Annotated in this window: 27 protein-coding genes, 1 tRNA gene and 1 pseudogene; 17 read left to right on the top strand and 12 right to left on the bottom strand. The window is 69.7% G+C overall.

The features are described from left to right. Window positions 1-501: 501 nt before the first annotated feature. The 3 genes from MMR14E_RS04245 to MMR14E_RS04235 form a co-directional block, all read right to left on the bottom strand. Window positions 502-1032, bottom strand: coding sequence for a VOC family protein (locus MMR14E_RS04245; protein ID WP_331312955.1), 531 nt, complete (start codon window positions 1030-1032; stop codon window positions 502-504). Between the two features lie 63 nt (window positions 1033-1095). Then, window positions 1096-1944, bottom strand: a complete 849-nt coding sequence (locus MMR14E_RS04240) for an alpha/beta hydrolase (protein WP_331312954.1) — start codon at window positions 1942-1944, stop codon at window positions 1096-1098. A gap of 50 nt (window positions 1945-1994) precedes the next feature. Beyond that, window positions 1995-2879, bottom strand: coding sequence for an NAD(P)-dependent oxidoreductase (locus MMR14E_RS04235; protein WP_331312953.1), 885 nt, complete (start codon window positions 2877-2879; stop codon window positions 1995-1997). A 174-nt stretch (window positions 2880-3053) separates the two neighbouring features. Between MMR14E_RS04235 and MMR14E_RS04230 the strand changes: the two genes are divergently transcribed. Continuing rightward, entirely contained in the window at window positions 3054-3914 is an 861-nt protein-coding gene (locus MMR14E_RS04230) for a LysR family transcriptional regulator (protein ID WP_331312952.1), read from the top strand. 865 nt (window positions 3915-4779) lie between these two features. Here the strand turns inward: MMR14E_RS04230 and MMR14E_RS04225 are convergent. The 3 genes from MMR14E_RS04225 to MMR14E_RS04215 all read right to left on the bottom strand — a co-directional run bounded on the left by MMR14E_RS04225 (window position 4780) and on the right by MMR14E_RS04215 (window position 6350). Next, window positions 4780-4853, bottom strand: a tRNA-Gly gene (locus MMR14E_RS04225). A 98-nt stretch (window positions 4854-4951) separates the two neighbouring features. Then, window positions 4952-5473, bottom strand: coding sequence for a hypothetical protein (locus MMR14E_RS04220; protein ID WP_331312951.1), 522 nt, complete (start codon window positions 5471-5473; stop codon window positions 4952-4954). Window positions 5474-5522: 49 nt separating this feature from the next. Continuing rightward, window positions 5523-6350 (bottom strand): 3-keto-5-aminohexanoate cleavage protein, encoded by an 828-nt coding sequence (locus MMR14E_RS04215; RefSeq protein ID WP_331312950.1) that lies wholly within the window; start codon window positions 6348-6350, stop codon window positions 5523-5525. Window positions 6351-6525: 175 nt separating this feature from the next. Between MMR14E_RS04215 and aroQ the strand changes: the two genes are divergently transcribed. From aroQ to MMR14E_RS04155, 12 genes are all read left to right on the top strand, one after another. After that, complete coding sequence (gene aroQ, locus MMR14E_RS04210) at window positions 6526-6975, top strand: type II 3-dehydroquinate dehydratase (protein WP_331312949.1); 450 nt, start codon at window positions 6526-6528, stop codon at window positions 6973-6975. Between the two features lie 142 nt (window positions 6976-7117). Then, window positions 7118-7819, top strand: coding sequence for an orotate phosphoribosyltransferase (locus tag MMR14E_RS04205; protein ID WP_331312948.1), 702 nt, complete (start codon window positions 7118-7120; stop codon window positions 7817-7819). 12 nt (window positions 7820-7831) lie between these two features. Next, window positions 7832-8911 (top strand): dihydroorotase, encoded by a 1080-nt coding sequence (gene pyrC, locus MMR14E_RS04200; RefSeq protein WP_331312947.1) that lies wholly within the window; start codon window positions 7832-7834, stop codon window positions 8909-8911. A 207-nt stretch (window positions 8912-9118) separates the two neighbouring features. Beyond that, window positions 9119-10564 carry an amidase gene (locus MMR14E_RS04195; protein ID WP_331312946.1) on the top strand — a complete coding sequence of 482 codons (1446 nt, stop codon included), beginning with the start codon at window positions 9119-9121 and terminating at the stop codon, window positions 10562-10564. Between the two features lie 435 nt (window positions 10565-10999). Next, complete coding sequence (locus MMR14E_RS04190; RefSeq protein WP_331312945.1) at window positions 11000-12775, top strand: acetolactate synthase 3 large subunit; 1776 nt, start codon at window positions 11000-11002, stop codon at window positions 12773-12775. An 82-nt stretch (window positions 12776-12857) separates the two neighbouring features. Beyond that, complete coding sequence (gene ilvN / locus MMR14E_RS04185; RefSeq protein ID WP_091712806.1) at window positions 12858-13400, top strand: acetolactate synthase small subunit; 543 nt, start codon at window positions 12858-12860, stop codon at window positions 13398-13400. Between the two features lie 121 nt (window positions 13401-13521). After that, entirely contained in the window at window positions 13522-13785 is a 264-nt protein-coding gene (locus MMR14E_RS04180) for a MazF family transcriptional regulator (RefSeq protein WP_331312944.1), read from the top strand. Next, on the top strand, window positions 13775-14164 hold the full coding sequence (locus tag MMR14E_RS04175) for a type II toxin-antitoxin system PemK/MazF family toxin (protein ID WP_331312943.1): 390 nt from the start codon (window positions 13775-13777) through the stop codon (window positions 14162-14164). Before MMR14E_RS04180 ends, MMR14E_RS04175 begins: the two co-directional genes overlap by 11 nt. Continuing rightward, entirely contained in the window at window positions 14161-14805 is a 645-nt protein-coding gene (locus tag MMR14E_RS04170; RefSeq protein WP_331312942.1) for a glutathione S-transferase family protein, read from the top strand. The genes MMR14E_RS04175 and MMR14E_RS04170 overlap by 4 nt, the downstream gene beginning before the upstream one ends. A gap of 81 nt (window positions 14806-14886) precedes the next feature. After that, on the top strand, window positions 14887-15543 hold the full coding sequence (locus MMR14E_RS04165; protein WP_331312941.1) for a TetR/AcrR family transcriptional regulator C-terminal domain-containing protein: 657 nt from the start codon (window positions 14887-14889) through the stop codon (window positions 15541-15543). 12 nt (window positions 15544-15555) lie between these two features. Beyond that, window positions 15556-16575, top strand: coding sequence for a ketol-acid reductoisomerase (gene ilvC / locus MMR14E_RS04160; protein ID WP_331312940.1), 1020 nt, complete (start codon window positions 15556-15558; stop codon window positions 16573-16575). Between the two features lie 168 nt (window positions 16576-16743). Further along, window positions 16744-17397 carry a pyridoxamine 5'-phosphate oxidase family protein gene (locus MMR14E_RS04155; RefSeq protein WP_331312939.1) on the top strand — a complete coding sequence of 218 codons (654 nt, stop codon included), beginning with the start codon at window positions 16744-16746 and terminating at the stop codon, window positions 17395-17397. A 4-nt stretch (window positions 17398-17401) separates the two neighbouring features. On the opposite strand, the gene tam is transcribed toward MMR14E_RS04155, so the two are convergent. The 5 genes from tam to MMR14E_RS04130 form a co-directional block, all read right to left on the bottom strand. Next, window positions 17402-18181 (bottom strand): trans-aconitate 2-methyltransferase, encoded by a 780-nt coding sequence (tam, locus tag MMR14E_RS04150; RefSeq protein WP_331312938.1) that lies wholly within the window; start codon window positions 18179-18181, stop codon window positions 17402-17404. 22 nt (window positions 18182-18203) lie between these two features. After that, window positions 18204-18905: a haloacid dehalogenase type II gene (locus MMR14E_RS04145; RefSeq protein ID WP_331312937.1), complete on the bottom strand. Its 702-nt coding sequence runs from the start codon at window positions 18903-18905 to the stop codon at window positions 18204-18206. After that, window positions 18902-19966, bottom strand: a complete 1065-nt coding sequence (trpS, locus tag MMR14E_RS04140) for a tryptophan--tRNA ligase (protein WP_331312936.1) — start codon at window positions 19964-19966, stop codon at window positions 18902-18904. Before trpS ends, MMR14E_RS04145 begins: the two co-directional genes overlap by 4 nt. 93 nt (window positions 19967-20059) lie before the next feature. Beyond that, window positions 20060-20821 carry a Fe-S cluster assembly protein HesB gene (locus tag MMR14E_RS04135; RefSeq protein ID WP_331312935.1) on the bottom strand — a complete coding sequence of 254 codons (762 nt, stop codon included), beginning with the start codon at window positions 20819-20821 and terminating at the stop codon, window positions 20060-20062. 211 nt (window positions 20822-21032) lie between these two features. Then, window positions 21033-21800 (bottom strand): GyrI-like domain-containing protein, encoded by a 768-nt coding sequence (locus tag MMR14E_RS04130; protein WP_331312934.1) that lies wholly within the window; start codon window positions 21798-21800, stop codon window positions 21033-21035. Window positions 21801-21994: 194 nt separating this feature from the next. On the opposite strand from MMR14E_RS04130, the gene dapF reads away from it, so the two are divergent. Further along, window positions 21995-22882 carry a diaminopimelate epimerase gene (gene dapF / locus MMR14E_RS04125; RefSeq protein WP_331312933.1) on the top strand — a complete coding sequence of 296 codons (888 nt, stop codon included), beginning with the start codon at window positions 21995-21997 and terminating at the stop codon, window positions 22880-22882. Next, a pseudogene (gene mtaB, locus MMR14E_RS04120) lies at window positions 22882-24006 on the top strand (tRNA (N(6)-L-threonylcarbamoyladenosine(37)-C(2))-methylthiotransferase MtaB); the annotation flags it as partial. The gene dapF and the pseudogene mtaB, both read left to right, overlap by 1 nt. On the opposite strand, the gene MMR14E_RS04115 reads toward mtaB, so the two are convergent. Further along, window positions 23989-24663, bottom strand: a complete 675-nt coding sequence (locus MMR14E_RS04115) for an RluA family pseudouridine synthase (protein ID WP_331312932.1) — start codon at window positions 24661-24663, stop codon at window positions 23989-23991. The pseudogene mtaB and the gene MMR14E_RS04115 overlap by 18 nt on opposite strands. Window positions 24664-24720: 57 nt before the next feature. On the opposite strand from MMR14E_RS04115, the gene ftsY reads away from it, so the two are divergent. Both ftsY and MMR14E_RS04105 read left to right on the top strand, forming a co-directional pair. Then, entirely contained in the window at window positions 24721-26109 is a 1389-nt protein-coding gene (gene ftsY, locus MMR14E_RS04110) for a signal recognition particle-docking protein FtsY (RefSeq protein ID WP_331312931.1), read from the top strand. Window positions 26110-26240: 131 nt separating this feature from the next. After that, a complete protein-coding gene (locus MMR14E_RS04105) occupies window positions 26241-26855 on the top strand; it encodes a septation protein A (RefSeq protein WP_331312930.1) in 615 nt (204 codons plus the stop codon). Window positions 26856-26858: the final 3 nt, after the last annotated feature.

Here is a 26858-nt window from a genome sequence, read left to right as displayed (position 1 = left end):
GATAGCTTAAATGAGACGGAGATCTCGCGTTTACCTCTGAAGACGTCCGCGCCGCTTACGCGTGAACCGGCCGCTTCGAGCAAGCGACGGGCATGCTCGGCGACGGGCGGGTCATCGTGGCCCCGACGGCCGACATCGAGGCCCGCTGCAGTCTTCAGCCTTCGTACCAACGGAGAGCAGAGGGTCGAGAGGTGGCGAGCAAGACGGGGGCGTCGAGCTCGGGGCCGGGTTGGCGGCCCTTGCGCTGCGCTGTTGTCTGCCCCAACCGTCACACGAGGCGCCCACCAGCTCACAAAGTGACGATGCTTTACCGGTAGTGGGCTGCCGAGGGCCAAACTCGCCGGCCGGGCTCCCGGCGTTTTTACCGCGGACACGCAGGCCGTGGCTTGAGTCGCGGAACGCCGCGACCTTCCTGGGCGAACCCCAGGATCGATGCGCGCGTCGCTTCAACGAGTCCGGGATCGCGGAAGCCTTCCTAGTGCAAACCGCTTGTCCTCCTACTTAATCCTCGTCCTGCCATCTGCGCAGATCAGTTTGGTCATGATAGGCCATTGGGTCCGGCGTTGTGATGAACTCCACCGTCGTGCCCCAGGGCATGCGGCAGTAGCAGACCTTGTTTCCCGGCCCTTTCTCGGTTGCATAGGGAATGGCGCGTGGCGCGGTGAGGGGGGTACCGCCGGCCTTTGCGAAGCGCTCGACCGAGGCGTCGATGTCGTCGGTGTAGAGACCGAAGTGGGTGATGCCGAAATCGCTCGCTCGGACCGGCTGGGCCTGTTCGGGGCCGTGCATCTCGAAGAGCTCGATATCGGGTCCGATTCCGATCCTGACCATCGCCTGCCCACGCACGACTGTTCCAGGGAATGCGCCGACGGCCCGCTCGAATTCGGGCCCCTGCCGCGGCGAGTCCTGCGGTCCGAAGGACTGATAGAGCACTTGGCCGCCCAAAGCTTCCACCAGGAACGATTTTGCTGCTTCGATGTCGGGCACCGTGATGCCGATATGATTGACCCCGCGAGGGACGGGTGCGGTCATGTTGGCTTTCCTTTCGTGATCGATCGCGATCCGCCCGGCCGACGACGACATGGGCGTGGAGTTTCAATTGGTCTTGAGGAAATCGATCAGGGCGGCCGCGACTTCGTCCGGCCGCTCATCCGCGACATAGTGGCTGCACCGCGCAATCGAGCCGCCCGTCACGTTGATCGCGAATTCCTTGAGCATCGGCACCATCTGCGCACCAAATCGCTGGTCTCCGCCGAGGCCGAGAACCGGCATTTCGAGCGGCTGCTTCTTGTACTCGAGCGCAGCCGCATGGTCGGCGCCGAGGGTGCGATACCATTCCATGCCGCCGCGGGTGCGGCCGGGAAGCGCCATCGCTTTCGCGTAGATCTCGATGTCCGCCGGATTGAAGGTGCTGTGATCGTAGAACCGCTCAGCCATGAATGTCGAAACATAGTCGTACTCGCGGCTATGGATCAGACGCTCGGGCAGATCCCGGTTCATATGAAAGCTGAAATGCCAGAGCCTCGCGATCGTCGCCTCCCACCCGGTCCAGCCGGGAAGCGGAACGTCGAGGACAGCGAGATGCGTGACAGCCTCTCGATGACGGGCTGCCTGCGACAAGGCCACCATGCCGCCGATGTCGTGTCCGCACACGGCGTAGCGGTCGTGGCCGAGGGCAACCATGACCTCGTACGCGTCGCGCGCCATCGTCGCCTTGTCGTAGCCGTCGCGCGGGCAGGCGGAAAAGCCCGCGCCGCGCAGATCCATGGCCACCACGCTGAAATGCTCGGCCAGCAGCGGCATCACGTGGTGCCATTCCCACCATGTTTCCGGCCAACCATGAAGGAGCAGGATCGGCGGCCCTGAGCCTCCGGTAACGGCGTTGATCGTGATGCCATTCACTGGCACCAGCTGCTGGGTAAACCCTTTCAGAGTTGCGATCATGATCGCTCCCCAATCGATGGTGACGGTCCAGCAAAGCTCACTTTCAGCGCTCAGTGCTCGCTAGAAGCGGCGGCGAACGCGATGTTACGAATCGTCATATCGGCCATGATCGACCAGTCCTTCTCTCCAAGGCCCGCCAAGACAGCTCTGGTAAGTCCCTCGCGGACAGCTTCAAGCATCGGGAGCGTGCGCCCGGTCTGGTTGCCGGCCTCGATTGCCAGGCGCATGTCTTTGAGCGCGAGCTTGGCTTTGAAACCGGGCTCAAATGATCGGTTCGTGATCTGCGCGCTGTAGCTCTCATAGACGCGGCCCGAGAAAAGCGTGCCCAGGATGAGTTCAAAGAAGTCCGCGCGGTCCAAGCCGACGCTCTCCATCAGCACGACACCCTCAGCCATCGCCTCGATAGCCATGGCAATCATCGCGTTGCAGGCGATCTTGGCAGCGTTCGCGCGCGCGGGATCCTCCCCCAACTTCCAGACCTTCTTGCTGATCGAAGCGAGCAACGGCTCGACCGCGGCAATCGCATCGGCCTTCCCAGCTGCCAGGATGTTGAGCTGGCCGTGCGCCGCTACGTTCGGTCGCCCGAGCACCGGCGCGGACACATAGCCGAGGGCCGCTTTTTCGTGCAGCAACTCCAGTTCTCGCGCGAAAGCGATAGAAATCGTCGATGTGATGACATGGGTCAGCCCCGGTCGCGCCCTTGCGAGCAGCCCGGCATCGAGGATGACCTCCCGAATGGCAGGATCGTCGGACAGCATCGTGAAGACTGCGTCGGCCTGGAATGCATCCGCCGCGAGCGGGACCAGCGTTATCCCGTGAACGCGATCCTGGGCGATCCTGCTACGGTTCCAGGCTCGCACCTCATGGCCTGCCTTCGCCAAGTTCAGGGCCATGGCTGAACCCATGCTGCCGAGACCGATAAATCCGATCTGCATGATCCATCTCCTGCCGTTCAGATGACAACTGTGCGCGGGATCGGACGCAGGCCATTGAGCCAGCATCGGGCGGAGACCTGCGCCTTCAAATCTCGGCAGGAACCTATACGGTCAGATTTGTTCTTGTAGTGACGAAACTGTATTCCTCGCGTTCAGTTTTGTGCGGGTGCCGCGATGGAATGGAGTGACGTCAGGGTCTTTCTCGCTGTCGCGCGATCCGGCACGCTCGGCGGCGCCGCGCGTTCCCTTCAGACAAGCCATCCGACTGTCGGCAGGCGTCTGCGCGCGCTTGAGCAGGCGATCGGACACACGCTCTTTCAGCGGACTGCGGACGGTCTCGTCCTGACCGAAGAGGGGCACGGGATCATCGCGCTGGCGGAGCAGATGGAAGAAGGCGCGCTGGCCATGGAGCGCCGGCTCGCGGGGCAGGAGCAGAACCTCAAGGGCAGTCTGCGCATCTCATCGGCGGACTGGTTCGGGGCCTATGTCCTGCCTCCCATCCTGGCGGATTTCTCGAAGGCCTACCCCAATGTCGACGTCGAAATCCTGACTGGCACGCGCCAGTTCAACCTCGCACAGCGAGAGGCCGACGTCGCTTTTCGTATCGTGCCGTTCAACACTGCCGATGTCGTACAGCGTCGGCTCTTCAGGCTCGAATACGGCGTCTACATCGCCGAGGAGGCGCCAGACCCCGGATACGGCGATGGGACGGGTTTCCGGCTGATCACCCATGAGACATCGACGGGGCACTTCCCGGACATCGCGTGGCTCATCGAGAGTTTCCCCAACGCGAGACCGGTCCTGCGATCGAATAACCGCAACGTCCAAGGGCGCATGTGTAAGCAAGGCGTTGGCATCGCCGTCTTGCCGCGAGTCGTCGGCACTCAGATCCCTGGTATCCGCAGGCTGGAAATGCCGACGCAACCGCCCGCGCGAGATATCTGGATGGGATATCACCGAGATTTGCGGCGTCTTCGGCGTCTTCGTGCGTTCATTTCGACCGTATCGGACCATCTCGTGGACGCGACCGTATGATGTGCTGCCGCGGTCGGTTATCAGATAACCGATGCGTATCGGCGTCGAGCCATGACCACGGTGAATTTCCGCTAATTATTTGCTAGAACACGAAAATATGTATTCTCGATGGGGTCACGATCGGCGCCGATCGTGACCCCATATATCGGCGCGTTTGAAGTGATGCTGCAATGACTTAAGCGGGCTTGTGGGAGGGGCATCATTCGGCGCCGATCCACAAAGGATCGGACGGAGGCCGATGCGAAGTTCCGGAACCACATCTCCTCGGCGCAAGAGGGAGACGGTTCGCAGGGCAAGCCCGAGACCAGTTGCTGGCTGCTCGGGCCCAAGGCTGTCCAGGCCGGATCGCTCCATTGCGACTTGTGTCGCGGTAGGGCGATCGAGCTTGCGGGTCACGACCTGAATGCGGTCTACCCCGTCGACAAAAGGTGGAAAACGCACTTCGGGCAGCGGCGCTTCGCGGACAAGGCGCGGTATGCCCTGGTGATATCCTTGTCGGCGCCCGGGCGTGCCGTCGATTTGCACGCCGAGATATCGAACCTCGTCGCGCTGACGGCGGCCGAGATCCTGATCGGCAGATGATGCGTCACACGACCGTGCCGACGGGCATCCCACCAGCGGTGCGCGGAAGGCCTTCCCACCGAACGCGACAGTGCAAGCTTCCGTGCGTGCGAATCGAGACCGGGGAGCGCAATCCACTCCTTCACGAAGGAATGACGGTGCCGATGGCGATCACGGAAACGTGATTCGGCCAAGCGAGTAGTTCAGGCGTGTTGTATCAGCGTTGTATCGGCCCGCGCCGCGACCGTTGAAAGATGCGCGTCACACCGAGTTCAAGTGATTGCTCTGGCTCGTGAAAACGGCTTGGAGCGGGTACCGGGAATCGAACCCGGGTATTCAGCTTGGAAGGCTGCTGCTCTACCATTGAGCTACACCCGCGCGGGCGGAGCGTTAGCACGCCGGGACGGCCGTGAGAAGGTGGGGCGGGATCGCCGCCGCGCCGGCGACGTCCCGAATCCGCGGCGTCGCCGGCCGGCTCACAGGCACGGATTCATGACCGGCTCGCGCGGGATGGAGAGCAGGTCGTCGACCTGGGCGCGCAGGCCCGCGGCGCCGCCGGTCCGCAGGGCCTCGTACATGGCCTCCGCGTCGCGGCCGCAGACCGCGCCGGGCCGCTGCTCCGGTTCCGTCGTCCCGTCGCGCGGCGGGACGGCCCTGTCCGGGGCGTTGTCGGCGATGAACCGATCGATGCGCGCGACGGCGGCGCGCAGTTCCTGCTGGAAGTCCGGGTCGGCGCCGTCGTGGCACGCCTGTCCGACGGCGCGCATCGCCTGCAGGATGCCGCGCATGCACAGCACCGCACCCTTGCCGGTCCGGTCGACCTTCGTGACGGTGTCGCCGCGCCGGATGGTCTGGATCCCGTCCTCGAGCGCCTCCGCCGATCCCGGTCCGGCCTGCCCGGGAGCCTCCGAGGACACGGCCAGGAACGCGCAGGCCGCGGCGGCGCAGCCGACGATCAGGGATCGCGGTCGGGACGGCGTGCGTGTCGTCGGCCGCATGGATCCGGCGCCGTCTCCGCCGCGCGGCCGGGGAAACATCCGCGCCCGGTCAGCCCAGGCCCAGNGCGGGCGTGGCGACGCGGCGGCCGTGGCGCGCCACCGCCGCCGCGGCGAGGCCGACGAGCTCGGCGTTGCTCGCCGCCAGCCGATCCTTCGTCACCCGGATGTTGTCCTCCAGGCCGGTGCGGACCGCGTCGGCGCCGCGGGCGAGCGCCCAGTCCATCACGGTCGCCTGGTTGCGGCCGATCCCGGCCGCCGTCCAGGTCGCCTCCGGCAGGATCCGCCGGGTCTCGGCGAGCAGGATGTCGAGGAGGTGCTCCTCGGCCGGCATCGCGTTCTGGACGCCCAGGACGAACTGCACGTGCGGGCGCGCGTCGATCAGGCCCGCCTCCACGAGGCGCTTGGCGCCGTGCAGGTGCGAGAGGTCGAAGATCTCGATCTCGGGCCTCACGCCGTACTGCTTCATCTGGCCGGCGAGGTCGGTCACGAGGCTCGCGGAATTCTCGTAGACGATCGTCGGGAAGTTCACCGAGCCAGTCGACAGGGAGGCCATGTCGGGCCTGTGCTTGAGCGAGAGGCCGCGGGCGGCCGGGTCGCGCCCGCGCCCGCCCGTCGAGAACTGGACGATCATCCCCGGGCAGTGCCGGCGCAGCCCCGCCTGCACGGCCGCGAACTTGTCCGGGTCGGAGGAGGGCGACTCGTCGTCGTTGCGCACGTGGATGTGGCAGAGCGTGGCGCCGGCCTCGAAGGCCTGCTGCGTCGATTCGATCTGCTCGGGCACGGTGACCGGAACGGCCGGGTTGTCGGTCTTGCGCGGCACCGAGCCGGTGATCGCCACCGCGATCACCACGGGCGTGTCGCTCCGGGATCCTGCCATTCGCCTGTCCTCCCTGCCTCATCGGGCTTCCGCGACCGGGATAGCGCCGCGGGATCCGGATCTGAACCGCCCGGCGCGGGCGGCAGGTCCGTGTGCGGGACATCTCCGGCCGGATGACAGCCTGGACTTGAGTCTCGCGGGCGCTTGCCGCACCTCTCGCTCCGCGAGGCACCCGATGAACGACACCGTCCTGGTCCTGAACGGGCCGAACCTGAACCTGCTCGGCATGCGCCAGCCGGAGATCTACGGCCGCGAGACGCTGGCCGACGTTGAGGCCCTGTGCCGCGAGACCGCCGCGGGCCTCGGCCTCGCGGTCGATTTCCGCCAGAGCAACGCCGAGCACGTGCTCATCGACGCCATCCACGAGTACCGCGTCGGCTCCGCCGGCATCGTCATCAACGCGGGCGCCTACACCCACACGTCGGTCGCCATCCTCGACGCGCTGAACACCTGCGAGGTGCCGGTGATCGAGTGCCACATCTCGAACGTCCACCGCCGCGAGGCCTTCCGCCACCACTCCTACATCTCCCTCGCCGCCACGGCCGTGCTGGCTGGGTTCGGCACGCACGGCTACGCGCTGGCGATCCGGCACCTCGCGCATCTGCGGGCCGGCAGACCTGCTTGAGGCGCGGATAGCGCCGCCGTCAGGGTTGACGCTGGCGGAGACAGGGCGGAGGAGGGCGGTCAGGCATCATTTCCACGCACGCTCCCCGGCCGGACCGGTCCTCGCGGTCCCGGAGAGCGCCCCAAGCGGAGCCGCACGCCGCATGACCAGTCCCTTCCTGCCCCTCGACCGGAAAGTGATCGCCCGCGAGGCGGCCAAGATGTTCCTCGAGATCGAGGCCGTGCTCTTCTACAAGGACGAGCCGTTCAAGTTCACCTCCGGCTGGGCGAGCCCGGTCTACACCGACAGCCGGAAGATCATCTCGTTCCCGCGCCTGCGCTCGACGCTGATGGATTTCGCCACCGCCACGATCGTGCGCGAGATCGGCTACGAGAAGCTGACCCACATCGCGGGCGGCGAGACCGCCGGCATCCCCTTCGCGGCCTGGATCGCCGACCGGATGATGCTGCCGATGCAGTACATCCGCAAGAAGCCCAAGGGTTTCGGCCGCAACGCGCAGATCGAGGGCGAGATCGTCGAGGGCGCCCGGACCCTCCTGGTCGAGGATCTGGCCACCGACGGGCGCAGCAAGGTCAATTTCTGCAAGGCGCTGCGCGATTCCGGCGCCCAGGTCGATCACTGCTTCGTGCTGTTCTACTACGACATCTTCCCCGACAGCGCCGCGCTGATGCAGGAGATCGGCATCAAGCTTCACTATCTCACCACGTGGTGGGACGTGCTGGCGGTGGCCAAGGAGATGGGCACCTTCGACCCGAAGACGCTGGCCGAAGTCGAGAGCTTCCTCAACGCGCCGGCCGCGTGGTCGGCCGCCCATGGCGGCATCTCCGCCTTCGGCCAGTCCTGAGGAGGGATCGCGATGGGCGTCGCCGAGCTGTTCCCCGCCGAGCGCCAGGCCGCGAAGACGGTCGACCGGATCACGATCCGCCGGCCGGATGACTGGCACATCCACCTGCGCGACGGCGCGATGCTGAAGGCGGTGCTGCCCTACACGGCGGCGCAGTTCGCCCGGGGCATCATCATGCCGAATCTCGTGCCGCCGGTGACCACGGCGGCGGCCGCGCAGGCCTACCGGGAGCGCATCCTCGCCGCGTTGCCGGAGGGCCAGGATTTCACGCCGCTGATGACCTGCTACCTGCGGGACGACACCGATCCGGACGAGATCGAGCGGGGTTTCGCCGAGAAGGTCTGGATCGCCGCCAAGCTCTACCCGGCCGGCGCGACCACGAACTCGCACGCGGGCGTCACCGACCTCCTCGGGATCGCGCCGGTGCTGGAGCGCATGGAGCGGATCGGCATGCCGCTGCTGATCCACGGCGAGGCGACCGACCCGGAGATCGACATCTTCGACCGCGAGGCCGCCTTCATGGAGGGCAGCCTGATCCCGCTGCTCGGCCGGCACCAGGGGCTCAAGGTCACCGTGGAGCACGCCACCACGGCGGAGATCCTCGACGTGGTCCGGGAGCACCGGACCCGGTGCGCGGCGACGATCACCCCGCACCACCTCGTGATCAACCGGACCCATATCTTCCAGGGGGGACTGCGCCCGCACCTGTACTGCCTGCCGGTGGCCAAGCGCGAGCGGCACCGGCTCGCCCTGCGCCGGGCCGCGACCTCCGGCGAGGCCTGCTTCTATCTCGGCACCGACACCGCCCCGCATGTCCGCGGCGCCAAGGAGGCGTCCTGCGGCTGCGCGGGCGTGTTCTGCGGCCCCTCCGCGCTCCAGACCTACGTGCAGGTCTTCGACGAGGAGGGCGCGCTGGACCGGTTCGAGGCCTTCGCCTGCCTCAACGGTGCCCGCTTCCACGGGCTGGAGCCCAATGCCGGGACCGTCACCCTGGAGCGCCGGGAGAGCCGCATCGCCGAGGCCGTCGCGGTCGACGACACGGCGGTGGTGGTGTTCCGGGGCGAGGAGACGCTGCCCTGGTCGGTGGCCTGACCGCCCAGGCTGAGGACAGCGCACCGTCATCGCGAGCGGCGCGAAGCGGCCCAGGGCAGCGCGACATCGGTGATCGTCGCGCGACACGGGATCGCTTCGCTGCGCTCGCGAAGACGGACATCGGCACTCCATCCAATCAGGCAATGCCATCTTTGCCTGGATCCAACCTCCGGTTACCGATCCTCGGTTGATCCGGAGGAGAGTACGATGCAGGACGCGCGACAGGACGGCATCACCGCCATGGGCGCGGTGGACCTCGCGGCCGCCATCCGTGGCCGGGTCGTCTCTTGCGCCGAGGTGATGCGCGCCTATCTGGAGCGGATCCACCGGATCAACCCGCAGGTGAACGCCCTCGTGGGCCTCGCCGACGACGCCGCGCTCCTGCGGGAGGCCGAGGCCGCCGACGCCGCCCTGGCACGGGGGGACGCCGTCGGGCCGCTGCACGGCTTCCCGCTGGCCGTGAAGGATCTCGACCCGGTCCGCGGGCTGCCGTTCACGCAGGGCTCACCGATCTTCGCCGACCGGGTTGCCGAGACCGACTCGATCATGGTGACGCGCCTGCGGGCCGCAGGGGCGATCTTCATCGGCAAGACCAACATCCCCGAGTTCGGCCTCGGCTCGCACAGCTTCAACCCGGTCTACGGCGCCACCGGCAACGCCTACGATCCGGCCAAGACCGGGGGCGGGTCGAGCGGCGGCGCCGCCGTGGCGGTGGCCCTGCGGATGCAGCCGGTCGCCGACGGCAGCGACCATGCCGGCTCCCTGCGCAACCCGCCGGCCTTCAACAACTGCTACGGCCTTCGCCCGAGCTGGGGCCGGATCCCCGCCGAGGCCAAGGACGTGTTCAGCCCGAACCTCGGCGTGCTCGGGGCGATCGGGCGCACGCCCGGCGACATCGGCCTGATGCTCTCGGTGCTGGCGGGCTACGACCCGCGCTGCCCGAACGCCATCCGGCAGGACCCGTCCGCCTTCGCGAGCCCGCTCGCCCGCGACTTCCGCGGGACGCGGATCGCGTGGCTCGGGGATTGCGGCGGCCAGATCCCGTTCGATCCCGGCGTGCTCGACGTCGGCCGCTCCGCCCTGGCGACCTTCGCGGAGATCGGCTGCACCGTCGAGGAGGCGATGCCGCGCTACGACATGGAGCGGCTCTGGGCGGATTGGCTGGTGCTGCGGGCACTGACGGTCGCGGCGAATCTCCGCCCGTTCTACGACGAGCCCCGACACCGGGCCCTGCTCAAGCCGGAGGCGGCCTGGGAGGTCGAGCGGGGGCTGGCGCTCGGCGCCGACCGGATCATCGCCGCTCTGGAGGGGCGCACCCGCTGGTACGAGACCCTGCGCCGCTTCATGGAGGCCTACGACTACGTGGTCATGCCGAGCGCACAGGTCTTCCCGTTCGACAAGAGCCTGCGCTGGCCCGAGACGGTCGGCAGCCACGCGATGGACACCTATCACCGCTGGATGCAGATCACGATCCCCGCGACGATGTCGGGCCTGCCGGCCCTCGCCGTGCCGGCAGGCTTCGGCGAGGCCGGCCTGCCCACCGGCATCCAGATCGTCGGCCCGAACCACGGCGAACTCGCCTGCCTGCAACTCGGCGCCGCCTACGACGCGGCGAGCAGCTGGGTCCGCCGCTACCCGCCGCCGCTGCGGTGAGCGTGCGGTTCCGGCAGGGAACCGGCGTGGAACCGGCCGGATCGCGCGCACGGATGCGTTGACCGCCTCCACGCACTCCGCTAAGAGGCCCGACGCTTCGCGCGCCGACCGTGAGTCCATTCCGGATCATGGGGCCGCCGCGGGGCGGGTTCGGATATCCGATGACCACGGTCCTTATTGTAGCGGTAGCGTCACCGACGGGGCGGCCCTGAGCTAGGGCCGCGATCCGGGCGGTGGCGCATGCAGGGTCCCTCGGGGCCCTTTTTTGTTGCCCGCGTCCGGGCGGATGGGACTGAGACAGACGGTTATCCGAGGCGAGAGGCACCTTCGGGCGAGGCGGACACCGCCTCACCAGACGGGGGTGCGGGGAGAGAGGACGGGGCAGGGCGGCGATCGAAGGATCGCGGTGGCCCCGGAGAGCGCGAGGAGACGAGCATGGGCGGCGAGGTCATGACCGGGGCCGAGATGGTCATCCGGGCCTTCCAGGATCAGGGTGTCGATACGCTGTTCGGGTATCCGGGCGGCGCCGTACTTCCGATCTACGACGCGCTCTTCCACCAGAACGCCGTCAAGCACATCCTCGTCCGCCACGAGCAGGGCGCCGTCCACGCCGCGGAGGGCTACGCCCGCTCGTCCGGCAAGGTCGGCTGCGTGCTGGTCACCTCGGGCCCCGGTGCCACCAACATCGTCACCGGGCTGACCGACGCGATGCTGGATTCGATCCCGCTGGTCTGCATCACCGGCCAGGTCCCGACGCACCTGATCGGCACGGACGCGTTCCAGGAATGCGACACGGTCGGCATCACGCGCCACTGCACGAAGCACAATTACCTCGTCAAATCGATCGACGACCTGCCGCGCATCCTGCACGAGGCGTTCTACGTCGCGGCCAACGGCCGTCCCGGCCCGGTCGTGGTCGACCTGCCCAAGGACATCCAGTTCGCGTCCGGCCTCTACGAGCGCCCGGAGATCGCGAGCCACAAGACCTACCGCCCGGCCGTCAAGGGCGACGCCGACCGGATCCGCGCGGCCGTCGAATTGATGGCGACGGCCCGCCGGCCGGTCTTCTATACGGGCGGCGGCGTGATCAACTCGGGCCCGGAGGCCTCGCGCCTGCTGCGCGAGCTCGTCCGCGAGACCGGCTTCCCGATCACCTCGACCCTGATGGGGCTCGGCGCCTATCCGGGCACGGACGAGAAGTTCCTGGGCATGCTCGGCATGCACGGGACCTACGAGGCCAACCTCGCGATGCACGAGTGCGACGTGATGATCTGCGTCGGTGCCCGGTTCGACGACCGGATCACCGGCCGGCTCGACGCGTTCTCGCCCTTCTCCAAGAAGATCCACATCGACGTCGATGCCTCCTCGATCAACAAGGTCGTGAAGGTCGATGTCGGGATCGTGGGCGACTGCGGCTCTGTGCTCGCCGACATGCTGGAGGCGTGGCGCGCCCTGCCGTCGCGGCCCGACAAGTCGAACCTCGATCCGTGGTTCCAGAAGATCAACGCCTGGAAGGCGCGGGACTGCCTCGCCTACTGGCCGTCGGGCACGATCATCAAGCCGCAATACGCCGTGCAGCGCCTCTACGAGGCCTGCAAGGACCGCGAGACCTACATCACCACCGAGGTCGGCCAGCACCAGATGTGGGCGGCCCAGTACTTCAAGTACGACGAGCCGAACCGCTGGATGACCTCGGGCGGACTCGGCACGATGGGCTACGGCCTGCCGGCGGCGATCGGCACGCAGCTCGCGCACCCCAACGGGCTCGTGATCGACATTGCCGGCGAGGCCTCGATCCTGATGAACATGCAGGAGATGTCGACGGCGGTGCAGTACCGCCTGCCGATCAAGGTCTTCATCCTGAACAACGAGTACATGGGCATGGTCCGGCAGTGGCAGGAGCTGCTGCACGGCTCGCGCTACTCTCAGAGCTACTCGGAGAGCCTGCCGGACTTCGTGAAGCTCGCGGAGGCCTACGGTGCCAAGGGCATGCGCTGCGAGAAGCCGGGCGACCTTGACGCTGCCATCGCCGAGATGCTCGCCTACGACGGCCCGGTGATCTTCGACTGCATCGTCGACAAGACCGAGAACTGCTTCCCGATGATCCCGTCGGGCAAGGCGCACAACGAGATGCTCCTGTCCGACTACCTCGGCGAGACCGGCGTCGAACTCGGCGACGTGATCTCCGAGGAAGGCAAGATGCTGGTGTGAGGGCGGGCGGCCCGGCGTCACCGCCGGGTCGCGATCCGCCGCTGCGGCGGCGATGGGTCGAACGACGAGGACGAGGCCGGCCATGAACGCGATGAACACCCACTACCCCGATGCCGTCCGCGTCGAGCCGGTGAACCGGCACACGCTGGCGGTGATCGTCGACAACGAGCCCGGCGTGCTCGCCCGTATCTCGGGCCTGTTCTCCGGCCGCGGCTACAACATCGAGAGCCTGACCGTCTCCGAGACCGAGGAGGCGCGCCACATCTCGCGCATCACCATCGTGACGACGGGCACGAACGCCGTGATCGAGCAGATCAAGGCGCAGCTCGACCGGCTCGTGCCGGTGCACCGGGTCGTGGACCTGACGCTCCAGGGCAACGCCATCGAGCGCGAGATCTGCCTCGTGAAGGTGAAGGGCGAGGGCGAGCACCGCAGCGAGGCCCTGCGGCTGGCCGCCGCCTTCGGCGCCAAGACGCTGGACGCCACGCTCAACTCCTTCGTGTTCGAGCTGACCGGCGCCACCGAGGAGATCGACCGGTTCGTGCGGCTGATGAGCGTGATCGGGCTGGTGGAGATCTGCCGGACCGGCATCTCCGCGATGGGGCGCGGGGCGGAGCCGCTGTAGGTCTGGCAGGACGGTCTTGCCTGCACGTGTCGCCGTCGGACGGGCATTCGTCCCTGCGTGTACGCTCCTCAACGGCCGATCACGTCTGCTATGCTGTGTTCTCCACAAGGGAGGCATTGCGATGGAAGCCAAGGTCGTCCGATGGGGCGATGACTTCGCCATCAAGCTCACGCCTGTGGAGGCCGAAGAACTCGGCGTCCGTGAAGGCACGACCGTAGAGGTGAAAAGGGTAAGCTCGCCCGCGCCGCGCCCGGTCGTGAACGGGGAGCCCGTCATGACGCTCGCCGAGATGATCGCCGAGATGGAACGCCTCGGCCCGTCGCATCGGCCGGAACTGGTCGACTGGGGCCCAGACGTCGGTGCAGAGATCATCCGTGACGATTGATCCCGAACCGCTCGAAGCCGGCGCCCTCGTTTGGGTCGATCTCAGGCCGAGTCTCGGCCGCGAGCAGGATGGCGTCCGACCAGCCGTCGTCGTGTCGAGCATGGACTTCCACAAGCTGAACGCAACTGCGATCGTCTGCCCGATCACCGGCAACGTGAAACCGTGGCCGACCAAGGTCATCCTGCCGCCCGGCCTCGCGGTCTCCGGTGCCGTCCTGACCGATCAGATCCGGTGTCTCGATCGCGCCAAGCGCGGCTTCCGTCGTGTTGGAGCTGTAACGGACGAAGTTCTGCTCGCCATCCGTATCAAGCTTCATGAGTTGATCGGGATCGCGGTCGTCCCACCGCTCGCGCCGCACCCCAACCAGGAGTCACAGTGACCGCCCGCACCCTCTACTACGCCCCCGGCGCCTGCTCGCTCGCCGCCCACATCATCCTGGAGGAATCCGGGCTGCCCTACGAGGGCATCAAGCTCGACCTCGCCGCAGGCGACCAGCGGCGGCCGGAATACCTGTCCATCAACGATCGCGGCCGCGTGCCGGCGCTGACCGAGGACGGCTGGGTGCTCACGGAATGCGCCGCGATCCTGCGCCACGTCGCCCGTCAAGCGCCGGAGAAGGCGCTGTGGCCCACGGATCTCCGCGAGATGGCCGCCGCCGACGAGTGGCTCGGCTGGCTCGCCTGCAACCACCACGTGACCTACGCACATGTCCGCCGGCCGGAGCGCTACACCGAGGACGAGGGCGCCTTCGAGGGCATCAAGGCGAAGGCGGCCAACACCTACGCGGACCTCGCCACCATGACCGAGGTGCGCCTCTCGCACGGCGGCTGGGCCGTGGGCCACCGCTTCAGTGCGGTGGACGCCTACCTGATGGTCTTCTGGTTCTGGGCCAACGGCCCGGTGCTGCGGTTCGACATGGCCGGCCGTTTCCCGGCCTGGACCGCTCATGCCCGCCGCGTCGCCGAGCGCCCGGCCGTGCAGGCCGTCTTCGCCCGCGAGGGCCTGCCGCTTCCGCGCTAACCCGGTTCGGTCGCGCCCCCCTTGCCGCGGCCCTCAAATCGGCCTACAGCGCGTACCGTACGGTACGGTACGCCAATCGAGATGATGCAGGCCAGCGCCACAGCACAGCAGGACACCCCGTCGGCCCGCCAGCAGGCGGTGCTGGACGCCGTGCTCGGCCTGATGGTCGAGGACGGCGAGCAGCTCACGATGGATGCCGTGGCGCGCCGGGCAAGCTGCTCGAAGGAGACGCTCTACAAGTGGTTCGGCGACCGGGATGGGTTGCTGACCGCGACGGTGCGCTGGCAGGCCTCCCGGGTCCATGCCGGGCACGATACCGCGCAGGTTCTCGACGGCGCCACCCTGCGGGAGCGTCTGCAGGACTTCGCCGTGACGTGGCTGGAGGTCATCACCGGCCCGACCTCGGTGGCGCTGAACCGGATCGCGATCGCGCATGCGGGCTCGCGCAAGAGCAACCTGGGCGGCATCGTCCTGGCGAACGGGCGCTTCGCCATCGGCGAGCGGGTCAAGCCCGTGCTGGAGGCGGGGCGGGCTGCCGGCCTGCTCACCTTCGCCGACAGCGAGGCCGCCTTCCGCACCTTCTTCGGCCTCGTCGGCCGGGATATCCAGATCCGACTTCTGCTCGGCGAGACCCTCGACCTCGACGGGGCCGGGATCCGGCGCGATGCGGGCCGCGCCGTCGAGCAGTTCCTGGCCCTGTACGGCCGGGCCAAACCCGACCCGAAACACCGAACTTAAGAGGAGACAGACATGCGGGTGTATTACGATCGCGACGCCGACCTGAACCTGATCAAGGGCAAGAAGGTCGCCATCGTCGGCTACGGCAGCCAGGGCCACGCCCACGCGCTCAACCTGCGCGATTCCGGCGTGAAGGACATCGTCATCGCCCTGCGCGAGGGCTCCGCCACCGCCAAGAAGGCGGAAGCCGAGGGCTTCAAGGTCCTGTCGGTCGCCGAGGCCGCCCGTCAAGCCGACGTGGTGATGATGCTCACCCCCGACGAGCTGCAGGGCGACATCTACCGCGAGTCCCTCGAGGGCAACATGAAGCAGGGCGCCGCGCTCCTGTTCGCCCACGGCCTCAACGTCCACTTCAACCTGATCGAGCCGCGCAAGGACCTCGACGTCCTGATGGTCGCCCCCAAGGGCCCGGGCCACACCGTGCGCTCCGAGTACCTCCGCGGCGGCGGCGTGCCGACCCTGATCGCCATCGCGCAGGACGCGTCCGGCAACGCCCACGACCTCGGCCTGTCGTACGCCTCGGCGAATGGCGGCGGCCGCGCCGGCATCATCGAGACGACCTTCAAGGAGGAGTGCGAGACCGACCTGTTCGGCGAGCAGGCCGTGCTCTGCGGCGGCCTCGTCGAGCTGATCAAGGCCGGCTTCGAGACCCTGGTCGAGGCGGGCTACGCCCCCGAGATGGCCTATTTCGAGTGCCTCCACGAGGTGAAGCTGATCGTCGACCTCATCTACGAGGGCGGCATCGCCAACATGAACTACTCGATCTCCAACACGGCCGAGTACGGCGAGTACGTCACCGGTCCGCGCATCGTCACGCCCGAGACCAAGGCCGAGATGAAGCGCGTGCTGAACGACATCCAGTCGGGCACCTTCACCCGCAACTGGATGCTGGAGAACAAGGTCAACCAGACCTCGTTCAAGGCGACCCGCGCCAAGCTCGCCGCCCACCCGATCGAGGAGGTCGGCACCAAGCTCCGCGGCATGATGCCGTGGATCTCCGAGAAGGCGCTGGTCGACAAGACCCGCAACTGATCGCTTCGGATCGCGCGGCCCGGCTCTGCCCGGCCGCACTTGGGGGGCCGGTCACGCGAAGGCGTGGCCGGCCCTTCGCGTTCCGGGTTGCCGGACACGGGGCGTCCCGGCCATAAGCCCCTCAGCGGTCCCACCCCTACGAGGACCGCGGCACGGGAGGGACCAGCCATGGCATCGCTCTATTCCGACGCGCACCGGGCGCTGCAGGAGGAATTCGGCACCACCAAGCTCGCCGTGCGCCTCGACGAGGACTGGGTCCACGAGACGGTCCAGCCGGACGAGGCCGCCTTCATCGGCTCCCGCGACATGTTCTTCCTCTCGACCGTCGATCCGGACGGTATGCCGACCGTCTCCTACAAGGGCGGCCCCACGGGCTTCGTGAAGGTTCTCGACCCGAGCACCCTGGTATTCCCGGGCTTCGACGGCAACGGCATGTTCTACTCGATGGGCAACATCGAGGGGCAGGCCAAGGTCGGCCTGCTGTTCATCGATTTCGAGACGCCGCACCGCATCCGCGTGCAGGGCCACGCGACGCTGCTGCGCGACGACGCCCTGATGGCCGCGTATACCGAGGCCAAATACTTGGTGAAGGTCGCGGTCACGAAGATCTGGATCAACTGCCCGCGTTACATTCACAAGTATCAGAAGCTCGAGCAGAACAAGTACGTGCCGCGGCCCGGCCGCGAGACGCCGCTCGCCGCCTGGAAGCGCCTCGACCTCGCGGGCGACGTGATCAGCGACGCCGACAAGGCGCGCGTCGCCCAGGAGGGCAGGCTGGAGATCTCCGAGTACGAGGCGCTGATGGCCCGCGGCGAGGCCTGAGCCGCTACCGCGCCCGCGCCACGATGAACACGCGCGGGAAGGCGAGCAGGCGCCGCCCGTCGCTGCGCGGCGGGTAGGCCCCGTCGATCGCGCGCGCGTAGGCGTCCAGGAAGCCGATCTTCGCGTCGGGGTCCAGCGGCTCGAGGAAGGGCCGCAGGCCCGTGGCGCTCACCCAGTCCACGATGGCGGCGGCGTCCGCCATGCGGTGGTGATAGGCGGTGCGCCAGACATCGACGGTGGCGGCCGACGGCGCCAGCAGGTCGTAGTACGCCGCGGGCTCCAGCATGCGCCCGAGGCGGCCGGCCACGGCCGGGTCGCCGATCGCCGCCGCCCACGGGCCGGACGCCGCGACCTCCCGCATCAGCCGGTGGGTCGGCTCGGAGAGGTTGTCGGGCATCTGCACGGCGAGCACGCCGCCCGGCGCGAGCAGGCCGAACAGCCGCGGCAGCAGGCTCGCGTGGTCCGGCAGCCATTGCAGGACGGCGTTGGCGTAGATCAGGTCCGGCGCGCGCTCGGGCCGCCAGGTCGCGGCGTCGGCCAGCGCGAAGGACAGGCCCGGGAGCCGCGCCCGGGCGCTCTCCAGCATGGCGGGCGAGGTGTCGAGCCCGACCACCTCGGCGTCCGGGAAGCGCGCCGCGATCAGCGCGGTGGAGTTGCCCGGCCCGCAGCCGAGATCGACGGCCAGATCCGGCGCGTCGAGGGGCACGCGGGCGAGGAGCTCGGCGGCGGGGCGGGTCCGCTCGTCCTCGAAACGGGTGTAGAGGGCGGGGTTCCAGTCGGCCATCACACCCTCCCGTATCGATCCGTCAGCAGCCGAGCCGGTCGGCGAGGTCGGCCAGATCCCGCGCCGCGTGGGTGACCGGCACCGTCGGCGCGGTCTCGCCGCCGGCCGGGCCGTGCTCGTGCGGGCGGGCGATGTGGGCGGTGGCGAGCCCGTGGCCCGCGGCCGCCGCGAGGTCGTTCGAGTGGGCGGCGACCATCATGGTCTCGCCGGCCGCGAAGCCGAAGGCCGCGACCGCGTCGCGGTAGAGCGCCGGCTTCGGCTTGTAGTCGCGGGAATAGCCGGCGCCGAGGATGGCGTCGAAGATCAGGCCGTTGCGGCGGGCGAGATCGGCCATCAGCCGGACATGGCCGTTGGAATTCGGTGCCAGGAGGTGCTTCTCGCGCAGGCGCCGCAGCGCGTCCGGCACCTCGGGCCACGCGTCGAGCCGGTGCCACGCCTGGACCAGCTCACCCTGCACGGCCTCGGACACGCCGGCGATGCCGAACTGCGCCAGCACGCCGGGCAGCGACTCGGCCTGGAGCGTGTCGAGGTCGACGTAGGGCCGGGCGCCGGAGCGCACCGTCTCCATCGAGGGATTGTACCGGGCCCGCCACGCGTCCGCGAAGGCGCCGGCATCGAGGTCAGGCGCGACGGGCGCGAGCAGCCGCGCGGCCTCGCGGGCGACGCCGGAGCGCCAATCGACCAGCGTCCCGAAGACGTCGAAGACCAGCGCCCGGATTGTCACCGCACCGCCTGCAGGCTGGGACCGCGCCGGACGAAGCCGACGATGTCCTTGACCGCGTCGAGGGTTTGCGCCGCGATGGTCTCGGCCCGGGCGCCGCCGTCGGCCAGCACGGCGTCGATGTGGCCGGGATCGGCGGTGAGGCGGCGCATCTCCTCGGCGATCGGCGCGAGGCTCGTCACCGCGAGGTCGGCGAGCGCCGGCTTGAAGGTCGAGAACTGCGCCCCGCCGAAATCGCGCAGCACGTCCTCGCGGGTGATCCCGGCGAGCGCCGCGTAGATCCCCACGAGGTTGTCGGCCTCGGGCCGCTCCTTCAGGCCCGCCACCTCGGAGGGCAGGGGCTCGGGATCGGTCTTGGCCCGGCGGATCTTCTGGGCGATGGCGTCCGCGTCGTCCGTGAGGTTGATGCGGGCGTTGTCGGACGGGTCCGACTTCGACATCTTCTTGGTGCCGTCGCGCAGCGACATGACCCGGGCGGCCGGGCCGCCGATCAGCGGCTCCGTGATCGGGAAGAAGGCGTCGCCGTGGCCGTGCGCCGTGATCGACCCCGAGAAGTCGGTGTTGAACTTCTGGGCGATGTCCCGGGTCAGCTCCAGATGCTGCTTCTGGTCCTCGCCGACGGGGACATGGGTCGCCCGGTAGGCGAGGATGTCGGCGGCCATCAGCACCGGGTAGTCGTAGAGGCCGATCGAGGCGTTCTCCCGGTCCTTGCCGGCCTTCTCCTTGAACTGGGTCATGCGGTTCAGCCAGCCGAGGCGGGCGACGCAGTTGAAGATCCAGGCGAGCTCGGCGTGCTGCGGCACCTGGCTCTGGTTGAACACGATCGAGCGCTTGGGATCGATGCCGGCGGCGAGGAAGGCGGCCGTGACCTCGCGGATCTGGCCGCGCAGGGCCTCGGGATCCTGCCAGACGGTGATCGCGTGCAGGTCGACCACGCAGTAGAGGCACTGCGCGTCGCGGTCCTGCATCTCCACGAAGCGCTTCACGGCCCCGAGGTAGTTGCCGAGATGCAGGTTGCCGGTGGGCTGGACGCCCGAGAAGACCAATTCGGTGAACGCGGCCATCGGCGCCGATCCTGAGCAAGATAAGACCGGGGCTCCGCGCCGTCCGGGCGCGGGGTTACTCGCACCCGCAGGCTGGACCGGTCAAGGACGCGCTCACGGCTCGCGCGAGGGCAGCTTCGCGCTTGGGCAGAGGTCGACCAGGACGCAGCGCCCGCAGGCCGGACGGTGATGATGGCAGACCTTCTGACCGTGCAGCATCAGGATCTCGTGATTGTCGTAGAGGTCCTGCGCGCTCCAGTCGGCGGGGAGCTGCGCCCGCAGGATCGTGTGCGACGGGCCGACATCGACCCGTTTGCCAATCAGCCCGAGGCGCTGGGCGACCCGGTGATGGTGGCTGTCGACCGGCAGAGCCGGCATCCGCAGGGTGGAGAAGGACAGGACCGCCGCGCTGGTCTTCGGACCGATGCCCGGGATCGCCTGCAGCCATTCCCGCGCGGCCTCGACCTCCAGGTCGGCGAGGAAGGCGAGGTCGAGGCTGCCGCGCCGGTCGCGCAGCGCCCGGAGCACGTCGCGGATGCGCGGCGCCTTCAGCTCCGGCCAGGTCACGCCCGCGATGGCGGCCTCGATCTCCGGCACCTCCGCGTCGATCACGGCCGCCCAGTCCGGGAAGCGCGCCCGCAGGGCCTTGAAGGCCCGGCCGGACTCGGCGTTGCGCGTCCGGTGCGACAGGAGCGAGGAGACGAGTTCGCTGACCGGATCCAGGCTGTGGAAGTACGGGATCGGGCAGCCGTAGACCGGGCAGAGCCGGGCGTGGACGGCGAGCGCCTTCTCGGCGAGGGCCGGATCCGTGACGGGCGGGGCCGGTTTGCGGCGCGGTCGCGGGGCGGTCGCGGTTCTGAGGTCGGCGGCGGGCATGTCGGGCGAATCCGCCAGCCGATGCCCCTGTTCCTGCCGGTACGGGGCAGCGGCGATCTGTCCGCCTCGTCGGGTTCGCGCGCTTCCAGCGGAGAGCTGGGCCGGCGGCGGCGCGCGCCCTGCCCCCTTTCCCGCACGGGAGTAGGGGAGCCGCGCTCGATTCCGAGGCGGTCGTCGGGACCGAAGGGCGGCGCCGCCGGCCCGTGCTCGCCTACTTCACCAGCGCGTAGATGTTCACGTCGAGGCTGTCGTCGGTGCTGTCCTTGAGGTCGGTGGCGTACTCCTCGACGAACCGGTCCTGCACGACGATGTCCTTGGCATCGAGGTAGGCGGTCAGCGTCTCGTAGGTGCTGTCGATCGACTCGTAGGAGCCCTTGTGGGCGAAGCGTAGCGCCTTGCCGGAGGGCGTCGTGCCGAAGCGCAGGCCGTCGGTCTCGGCCGGTGCCGGGCTCGGCGCGGCCGCCACCGGGACCATCGCCTCGAACTCGAAGCCGTCGTCGTCCGTGCGGGTGAAGACCGCGAGCGGCCGGCCGGCCGGCGCGACGCCGAGCTTGGCGAGGTCGGCCTCGATCCGCGCGAAGGCCTGCTTCAGGTTCGGCACGGCCTCCTCCCACTTGGTCTTGCCGGACAGGATCGCGGCGGGCTTGGCCGGGAGGGTGACCTCGTCGACGTCGCCGGGCTCGCCGGCCTTCTCGATGAGCGTGGGCCGGCCGGGGTTCCCCGTGCCCGTGCCCGGGGGCGTTCCCGCCGCCGACTGGCCCGCGGGCGGGGGCGCCACCGACTGCTGCGGGGCCGGGGCCGCGCTCTTCGGGAGCCGAGTTCGGGGTGGGAAGATCCTGCCGGACGCTAGCGGGTTCGTCRGGGCCGGCGCGGGTGCCGTGGAGGGCGGCGGCGCGGGCTGCTGCTGGGCGGCGATCGGGCCGGCCGACGCGAGCACGAGGGCGGCCGAGAGGGCGACGAGCGGACGAAGGCGGATCACGTAGGCGCTCCGGTCGAGGCCCGCGGATGATCGCGCGGGCTCCCGCCGGGTAACCTAGTGGCGAACGGGACCGCCCGCGAGGGTGCCGCGGACGAGAGCCGCGGGTGCGGCGCATCTGCCACGCCGCGGCACCCCTCGCGCCCGGCGGCCGCTTTTGCGATATAGCCCGCGCCTTCCTCCAATTGCGGGACCGCATGAGCGCACTCGCCCACAGACGCTTCCTGAAGATGCACGGCGCCGGCAACGCGATCGTGGTGCTGGACCTGCGCGGCTCCGCAGCGAAGGTGCGGCCCGAGGAGGCGCGGGCGATCGCGCAGGATCCCGGCTCGACCTTCGATCAGTTGATGGTCCTGCACGATCCCGTGAGCCCGGGCACGGACGCGTTCATGCGGATCTACAACACCGACGGCTCGGAATCGGGCGCCTGCGGCAACGGCACGCGCTGCGTCGCCTACGCGATGCTCGACGACCCGGCCATGGCCCGGCCGGCCGAGGGCGGCCGGCTGACCCTGGAGACCAAGGCCGGCGTGCTCGGGGTGCGGCGCGTCTCCGAGCGGGCCTTCACGGTCGACATGGGCCGGCCGCGGCTCGCCTGGGACGAGATCCCCCTGTCGGAGCCGTTCCCCGACACGCGGCGGATCGAGCTGCAGATCGGCCCGATCGACGACCCGATCCTGCACTCGCCGGGCGCCGTGAACATGGGCAACCCGCACGCGGTGTTCTTCGTGGAGAAGGATCCGGACAGCTTCGACCTCGCCCGGATCGGCCCGATGCTCGAGAACCACCCTCTGTTCCCGGAGCGCGCAAACATCTCGGTGGCGCAGGTAACGGGCCGCGAGACGATCAAGCTCCGCGTCTGGGAGCGGGGGGCCGGGCTGACGCTCGCCTGCGGCACCGCCGCCTGCGCCACCGTCGTGGCCGCCTCGCGCCTGCGGATGATCGGCCGGCAGGCCAGCGTCGCGCTGCCGGGCGGCGAGCTGTTCGTCGAGTGGCGCGCCGACGACCACGTCCTGATGACCGGCCCGGTCGCGCTCGTCGCCGAGGGGACCCTGGCGCCGGAGCTGTTCGACAGCGCGGCCTGATGGCGGTCGAGACCCTCACCTTCGGCTGCCGCCTCAACACCGTCGAGTCCGAGGCCCTGCGGGTCCACGCGGCGGCGGACGGGCGCGACCGGGTGGTGGTGAACACCTGCGCGGTGACCGCCGAGGCCGGGCGGCAGGCCCGCAAGGCGATCCGGCGGATCGCCCGCGAGCGGCCCGGCGCCGAGATCGTCGTCACCGGCTGCGGCGCCGAGGTCGAGACCGAGGCCTACGCGGCCATGCCGGAGGTCGCGCGCCTGGTCGGCAACGCCGAGAAGCTGCGGCCGGAGGGCTGGTCGGCGGCCGCGACCGGCCCGGGCGCCGTCATGGCGGCGCGGGCGGCCGAGCCGACACGGGTCGAGGCGGTCGCCGGGCACACCCGCGCCTTCGTGCCCGTCCAGAACGGCTGCGACCACCGCTGCACCTTCTGCGTGATCCCGTTCGGGCGGGGCGTCTCCCGCTCGGTGCCGGAGGCGGACGTGATCGCGCAGGTCGAGACCCTCGTGGCGCGGGGCGGGCGCGAGGTGGTGCTGACCGGCGTCGACCTGACCGCCTACGGCCGCGACCTTGCCGGCCCGGCCCCGTCCCTCGGCGGCCTCGCGCGGGCGATCCTCCGGGCGGTGCCCGGCCTCGCGCGCCTGCGCCTGTCCTCGATCGATTCCGTCGAGGCCGACGACGCCCTGCTGGCGGCGATCGCCGAGGAGGAGCGGCTCATGCCGCACCTGCACCTGTCGCTGCAGGCCGGCGACGACCTGATCCTCAAGCGCATGAAGCGCCGGCACCTGCGGGCCGACGCGATCCGCTTCTGCGCGACCGTGCGGCGGCTGCGGCCCGACACGGTGTTCGGCGCCGACCTGATCGCGGGTTTCCCGACCGAGACGGAGGCGCAGTTCGCCCGCTCGCTCGATCTCGTGGCGGAGTGCGGCCTGACGCACCTCCACGTCTTCCCCTATTCCCCGCGCCCCGGGACGCCGGCCGCGCGCATGCCGCCGGTGCCCGCCGAGGCGGTCCGCGCGCGGGCGGCGCGGCTGAGGACGGGACGTTCCACACCGTCGCCATCGCCGGCCACGACGGGGCGCGGCTCATCGGCGCCTAGCGCCGCCGGCGGCTCAGGCCGGCATCGCCGCGACGGCCTCGGCGACGTGCGGCGGCGGCGGCGCCGTTACCGTGATGGCCTCCCGTTTAGGATAAAGCGGGATCGACAGCGCCCGCGCGTGGAGGTGCAGCGCGCTCCCGCGGGGCGCGCCGCCGTAGACCGGGTCGCCCAGGATCGGCCAGCCGGAGGCCGCGCAGTGCACCCGGAGCTGGTGGGTCCGGCCGGTGACCGGCTTCAGCTCCAGCCAGGTCCGACCCCCGGCGCGGCCGAGCACCCGCCAGTGCGTCAGCGACGGGTCGCCCGCCGGGTCGGCCTTCATCCACCACGAGCGCGGATCGTCCGAGCGGCGCGCCAGCGGCAGGTCGATGCTGCCTTCCGCCTCGACGGGTCCACCGGCCACGATCGCCCAGTAGGTCTTGTCGACGGCGCTGCCGGAGAACAGCTTCCCGAGCCGCGCCAGCGCCTTGGCGTGGCGGCCCAGCGCGAGGCAGCCCGAGGTGTCGCGGTCGAGCCGGTGCGCGGCCTCCGGGCGACGGGGCAGGCCGAACCGGAGGGCGTCGAGGTGGTCGGTGAGCGTCTCGCCGCCGCGGGGGCCCGGATGGACCGGCAAACCCGCCGGCTTGTCGATGACGAGCAGCAGGGCATCGCGGTAGAGGAGGCGCGCGCCTATGTCGAAGGCGTTGGACATCCGGATCGGCTAGAGGGTCGGTGTCGGCGGGGCAAGGTGGGGCGAGGACGCGATTTCATGGCGAGCGAGGAGAAGCCCGGCTGGTTCGGACGCCTGTTCGGGCGCAAAGGCCAGCCCGCGCCCGAGGACAGAGAAGAGGATCAGGGCGAGGACAAGCCCGGGGCCGAGCTGCCGGCCGGGGCGGCTTCGCCCTCCGAGGGGCAGCCGGACTTCGCCACCGCCGCGGACGACGTCGCCCACGTCCCGCTTCCGCCCGAGGAGACCGGGGAGCCGGTCCCGGACGCGGTCGAGGGCGCGGACCTGCTGCCCGTGGAGGGCGAGCCGGAGCGCCCGCCGGCCGGCACCGCCGGCGACGATCCCGCGCACGGCGCCGACCCGGTCGATACCGGCGATATGAACCGGGAGCCGGTGGCGGAGCCGGCTGCCGAAATGCAGCCCGACGACCAACCCGATATCCAGCCGGTCGACAGCGCCGCGGCCCTCGCCCACGACGCCGGCGCCGGGCCGGACCGCGAGCCGGAGGCCAAGGGCTGGTGGAGCCGCCTCACCTCCGGGATGAAGCGGACCTCGTCGGCCCTGTCCGACCGGGTCACGGGCCTGTTCACCAAGCGCAAGCTCGACGCCACGACCCTGGAGGACCTGGAGGACGCGCTGATCCAGGCCGATTTCGGTCTGGAGACCGCGATGCGGGTCTCGGAGGCCGTCGGCAAGGGCCGCTACGAGAAGGGCATCTCGCCCGACGAGGTCCGGGCGATCCTGGCCGCGGAGGTCGAGCGGGCGCTGGAGCCCGTGGCGGTGCCGCTCGCCGTCGACGCGGGCCGGAAGCCGTACGTGATCCTGACGGTCGGGGTGAACGGCGCCGGCAAGACAACGACGCTCGGCAAGCTCGCCTCGAAGCTGCGCGCGGAGGGGCGCACCGTGATGCTCGCGGCGGGCGACACCTTCCGGGCGGCGGCGATCGACCAGCTCAAGGTCTGGGGCGCGCGCACCGGCACGCCGGTGGTGAGCGGCGCGCAGGGCGCTGACGCGGCGGGCCTCGCCTTCGACGCCCTGAAGCAGGCGGGTGCCGCCGGCACCGACGTGCTGCTGATCGACACCGCCGGCCGGCTCCAGAACAAGGCCGGCCTGATGGCCGAGCTGGAGAAGATCGTGCGGGTCCTGCGCAAGCAGGACCCGGAGGCGCCGCACGCCACGCTCCTCGTCCTCGACGCCACGGTCGGCCAGAACGCGCTCAGTCAGGTGGAGCTGTTCTCGCAGGCCGCGCCGGTCACGGGCCTGGTGATGACCAAGCTCGACGGCACCGCCCGGGGCGGCATCCTGGTGGCGCTGGCGGCGAAGTTCGGCCTGCCGGTGCACTTCATCGGCGTCGGCGAGGGCGTGGAGGATCTGGAGCCCTTCGCGGCCCGCGACTTCGCCCGGGCGATCGCCGGGCTGGAGAAGGACTAGCACGCGGGCGGCCGCCGCTCCTAGGTGCGCGATGTCATGGACATCGCGCGCTCCGCGTTCCACACACCCCGGCGAATCCCGTCCGACGCCCCCGGCCTACCGTGAGCGCCGCAGCCGAGCCGACCGAGCGTATGCAGATCGAATCCGTCCCCCCGCACCGCCACCTGCCGCCGCTCGTGAAGCTGGCGCTGGAACTCGGGCCGCTGGTGCTGTTCTTCCTCGGCAACGCCTATTCCGAGAAGTTCGGCGTCGCCCCGGACCAGAAGCTGTTCGTGGCCACCGGCGTGTTCATCGCGGCGACCGTGGTGGCGCTGGCGATCCACTACGTGATGGTGCGGCGCCTGCCGATCATGCCGCTCGTGTCCGGCGTGGTGGTGGTGGTGTTCGGCGGCCTCACCCTGGCGCTGCAGGACAAGACCTTCATCATGGTCAAGCCGACCATCGTGAACGCCCTGTTCGGCACCGTGCTGCTCGGCGGCCTGGTCTTCGGGCGCTCGCTGCTGTCGGTGGTGCTCGACTCGATGTTCAGCCTCACCGACGAGGGCTGGCGCAAGCTCACCTTCCGCTGGGGCGTGTTCTTCTTCGTGCTGGCCGCGCTCAACGAGCTGGTCTGGCGGACCCAGACGGAGGATTTCTGGGTCAACTTCAAGGTGTTCGGCATCATGCCGATCACCGTGCTGTTCGCCCTCGCGCAGACGCCGCTGCTGACCCGCTACGAGCGCAAGAAGCCGCAGCCGGAGGCGTGAAGC

This window comes from Methylobacterium mesophilicum, assembly GCF_036441335.1.
Classification (GTDB): domain Bacteria; phylum Pseudomonadota; class Alphaproteobacteria; order Rhizobiales; family Beijerinckiaceae; genus Methylobacterium; species Methylobacterium mesophilicum_B.
The sequence above is the reverse complement of the archived record's forward strand: the minus strand, read 5'-3'. Positions and strand labels throughout refer to the sequence as shown.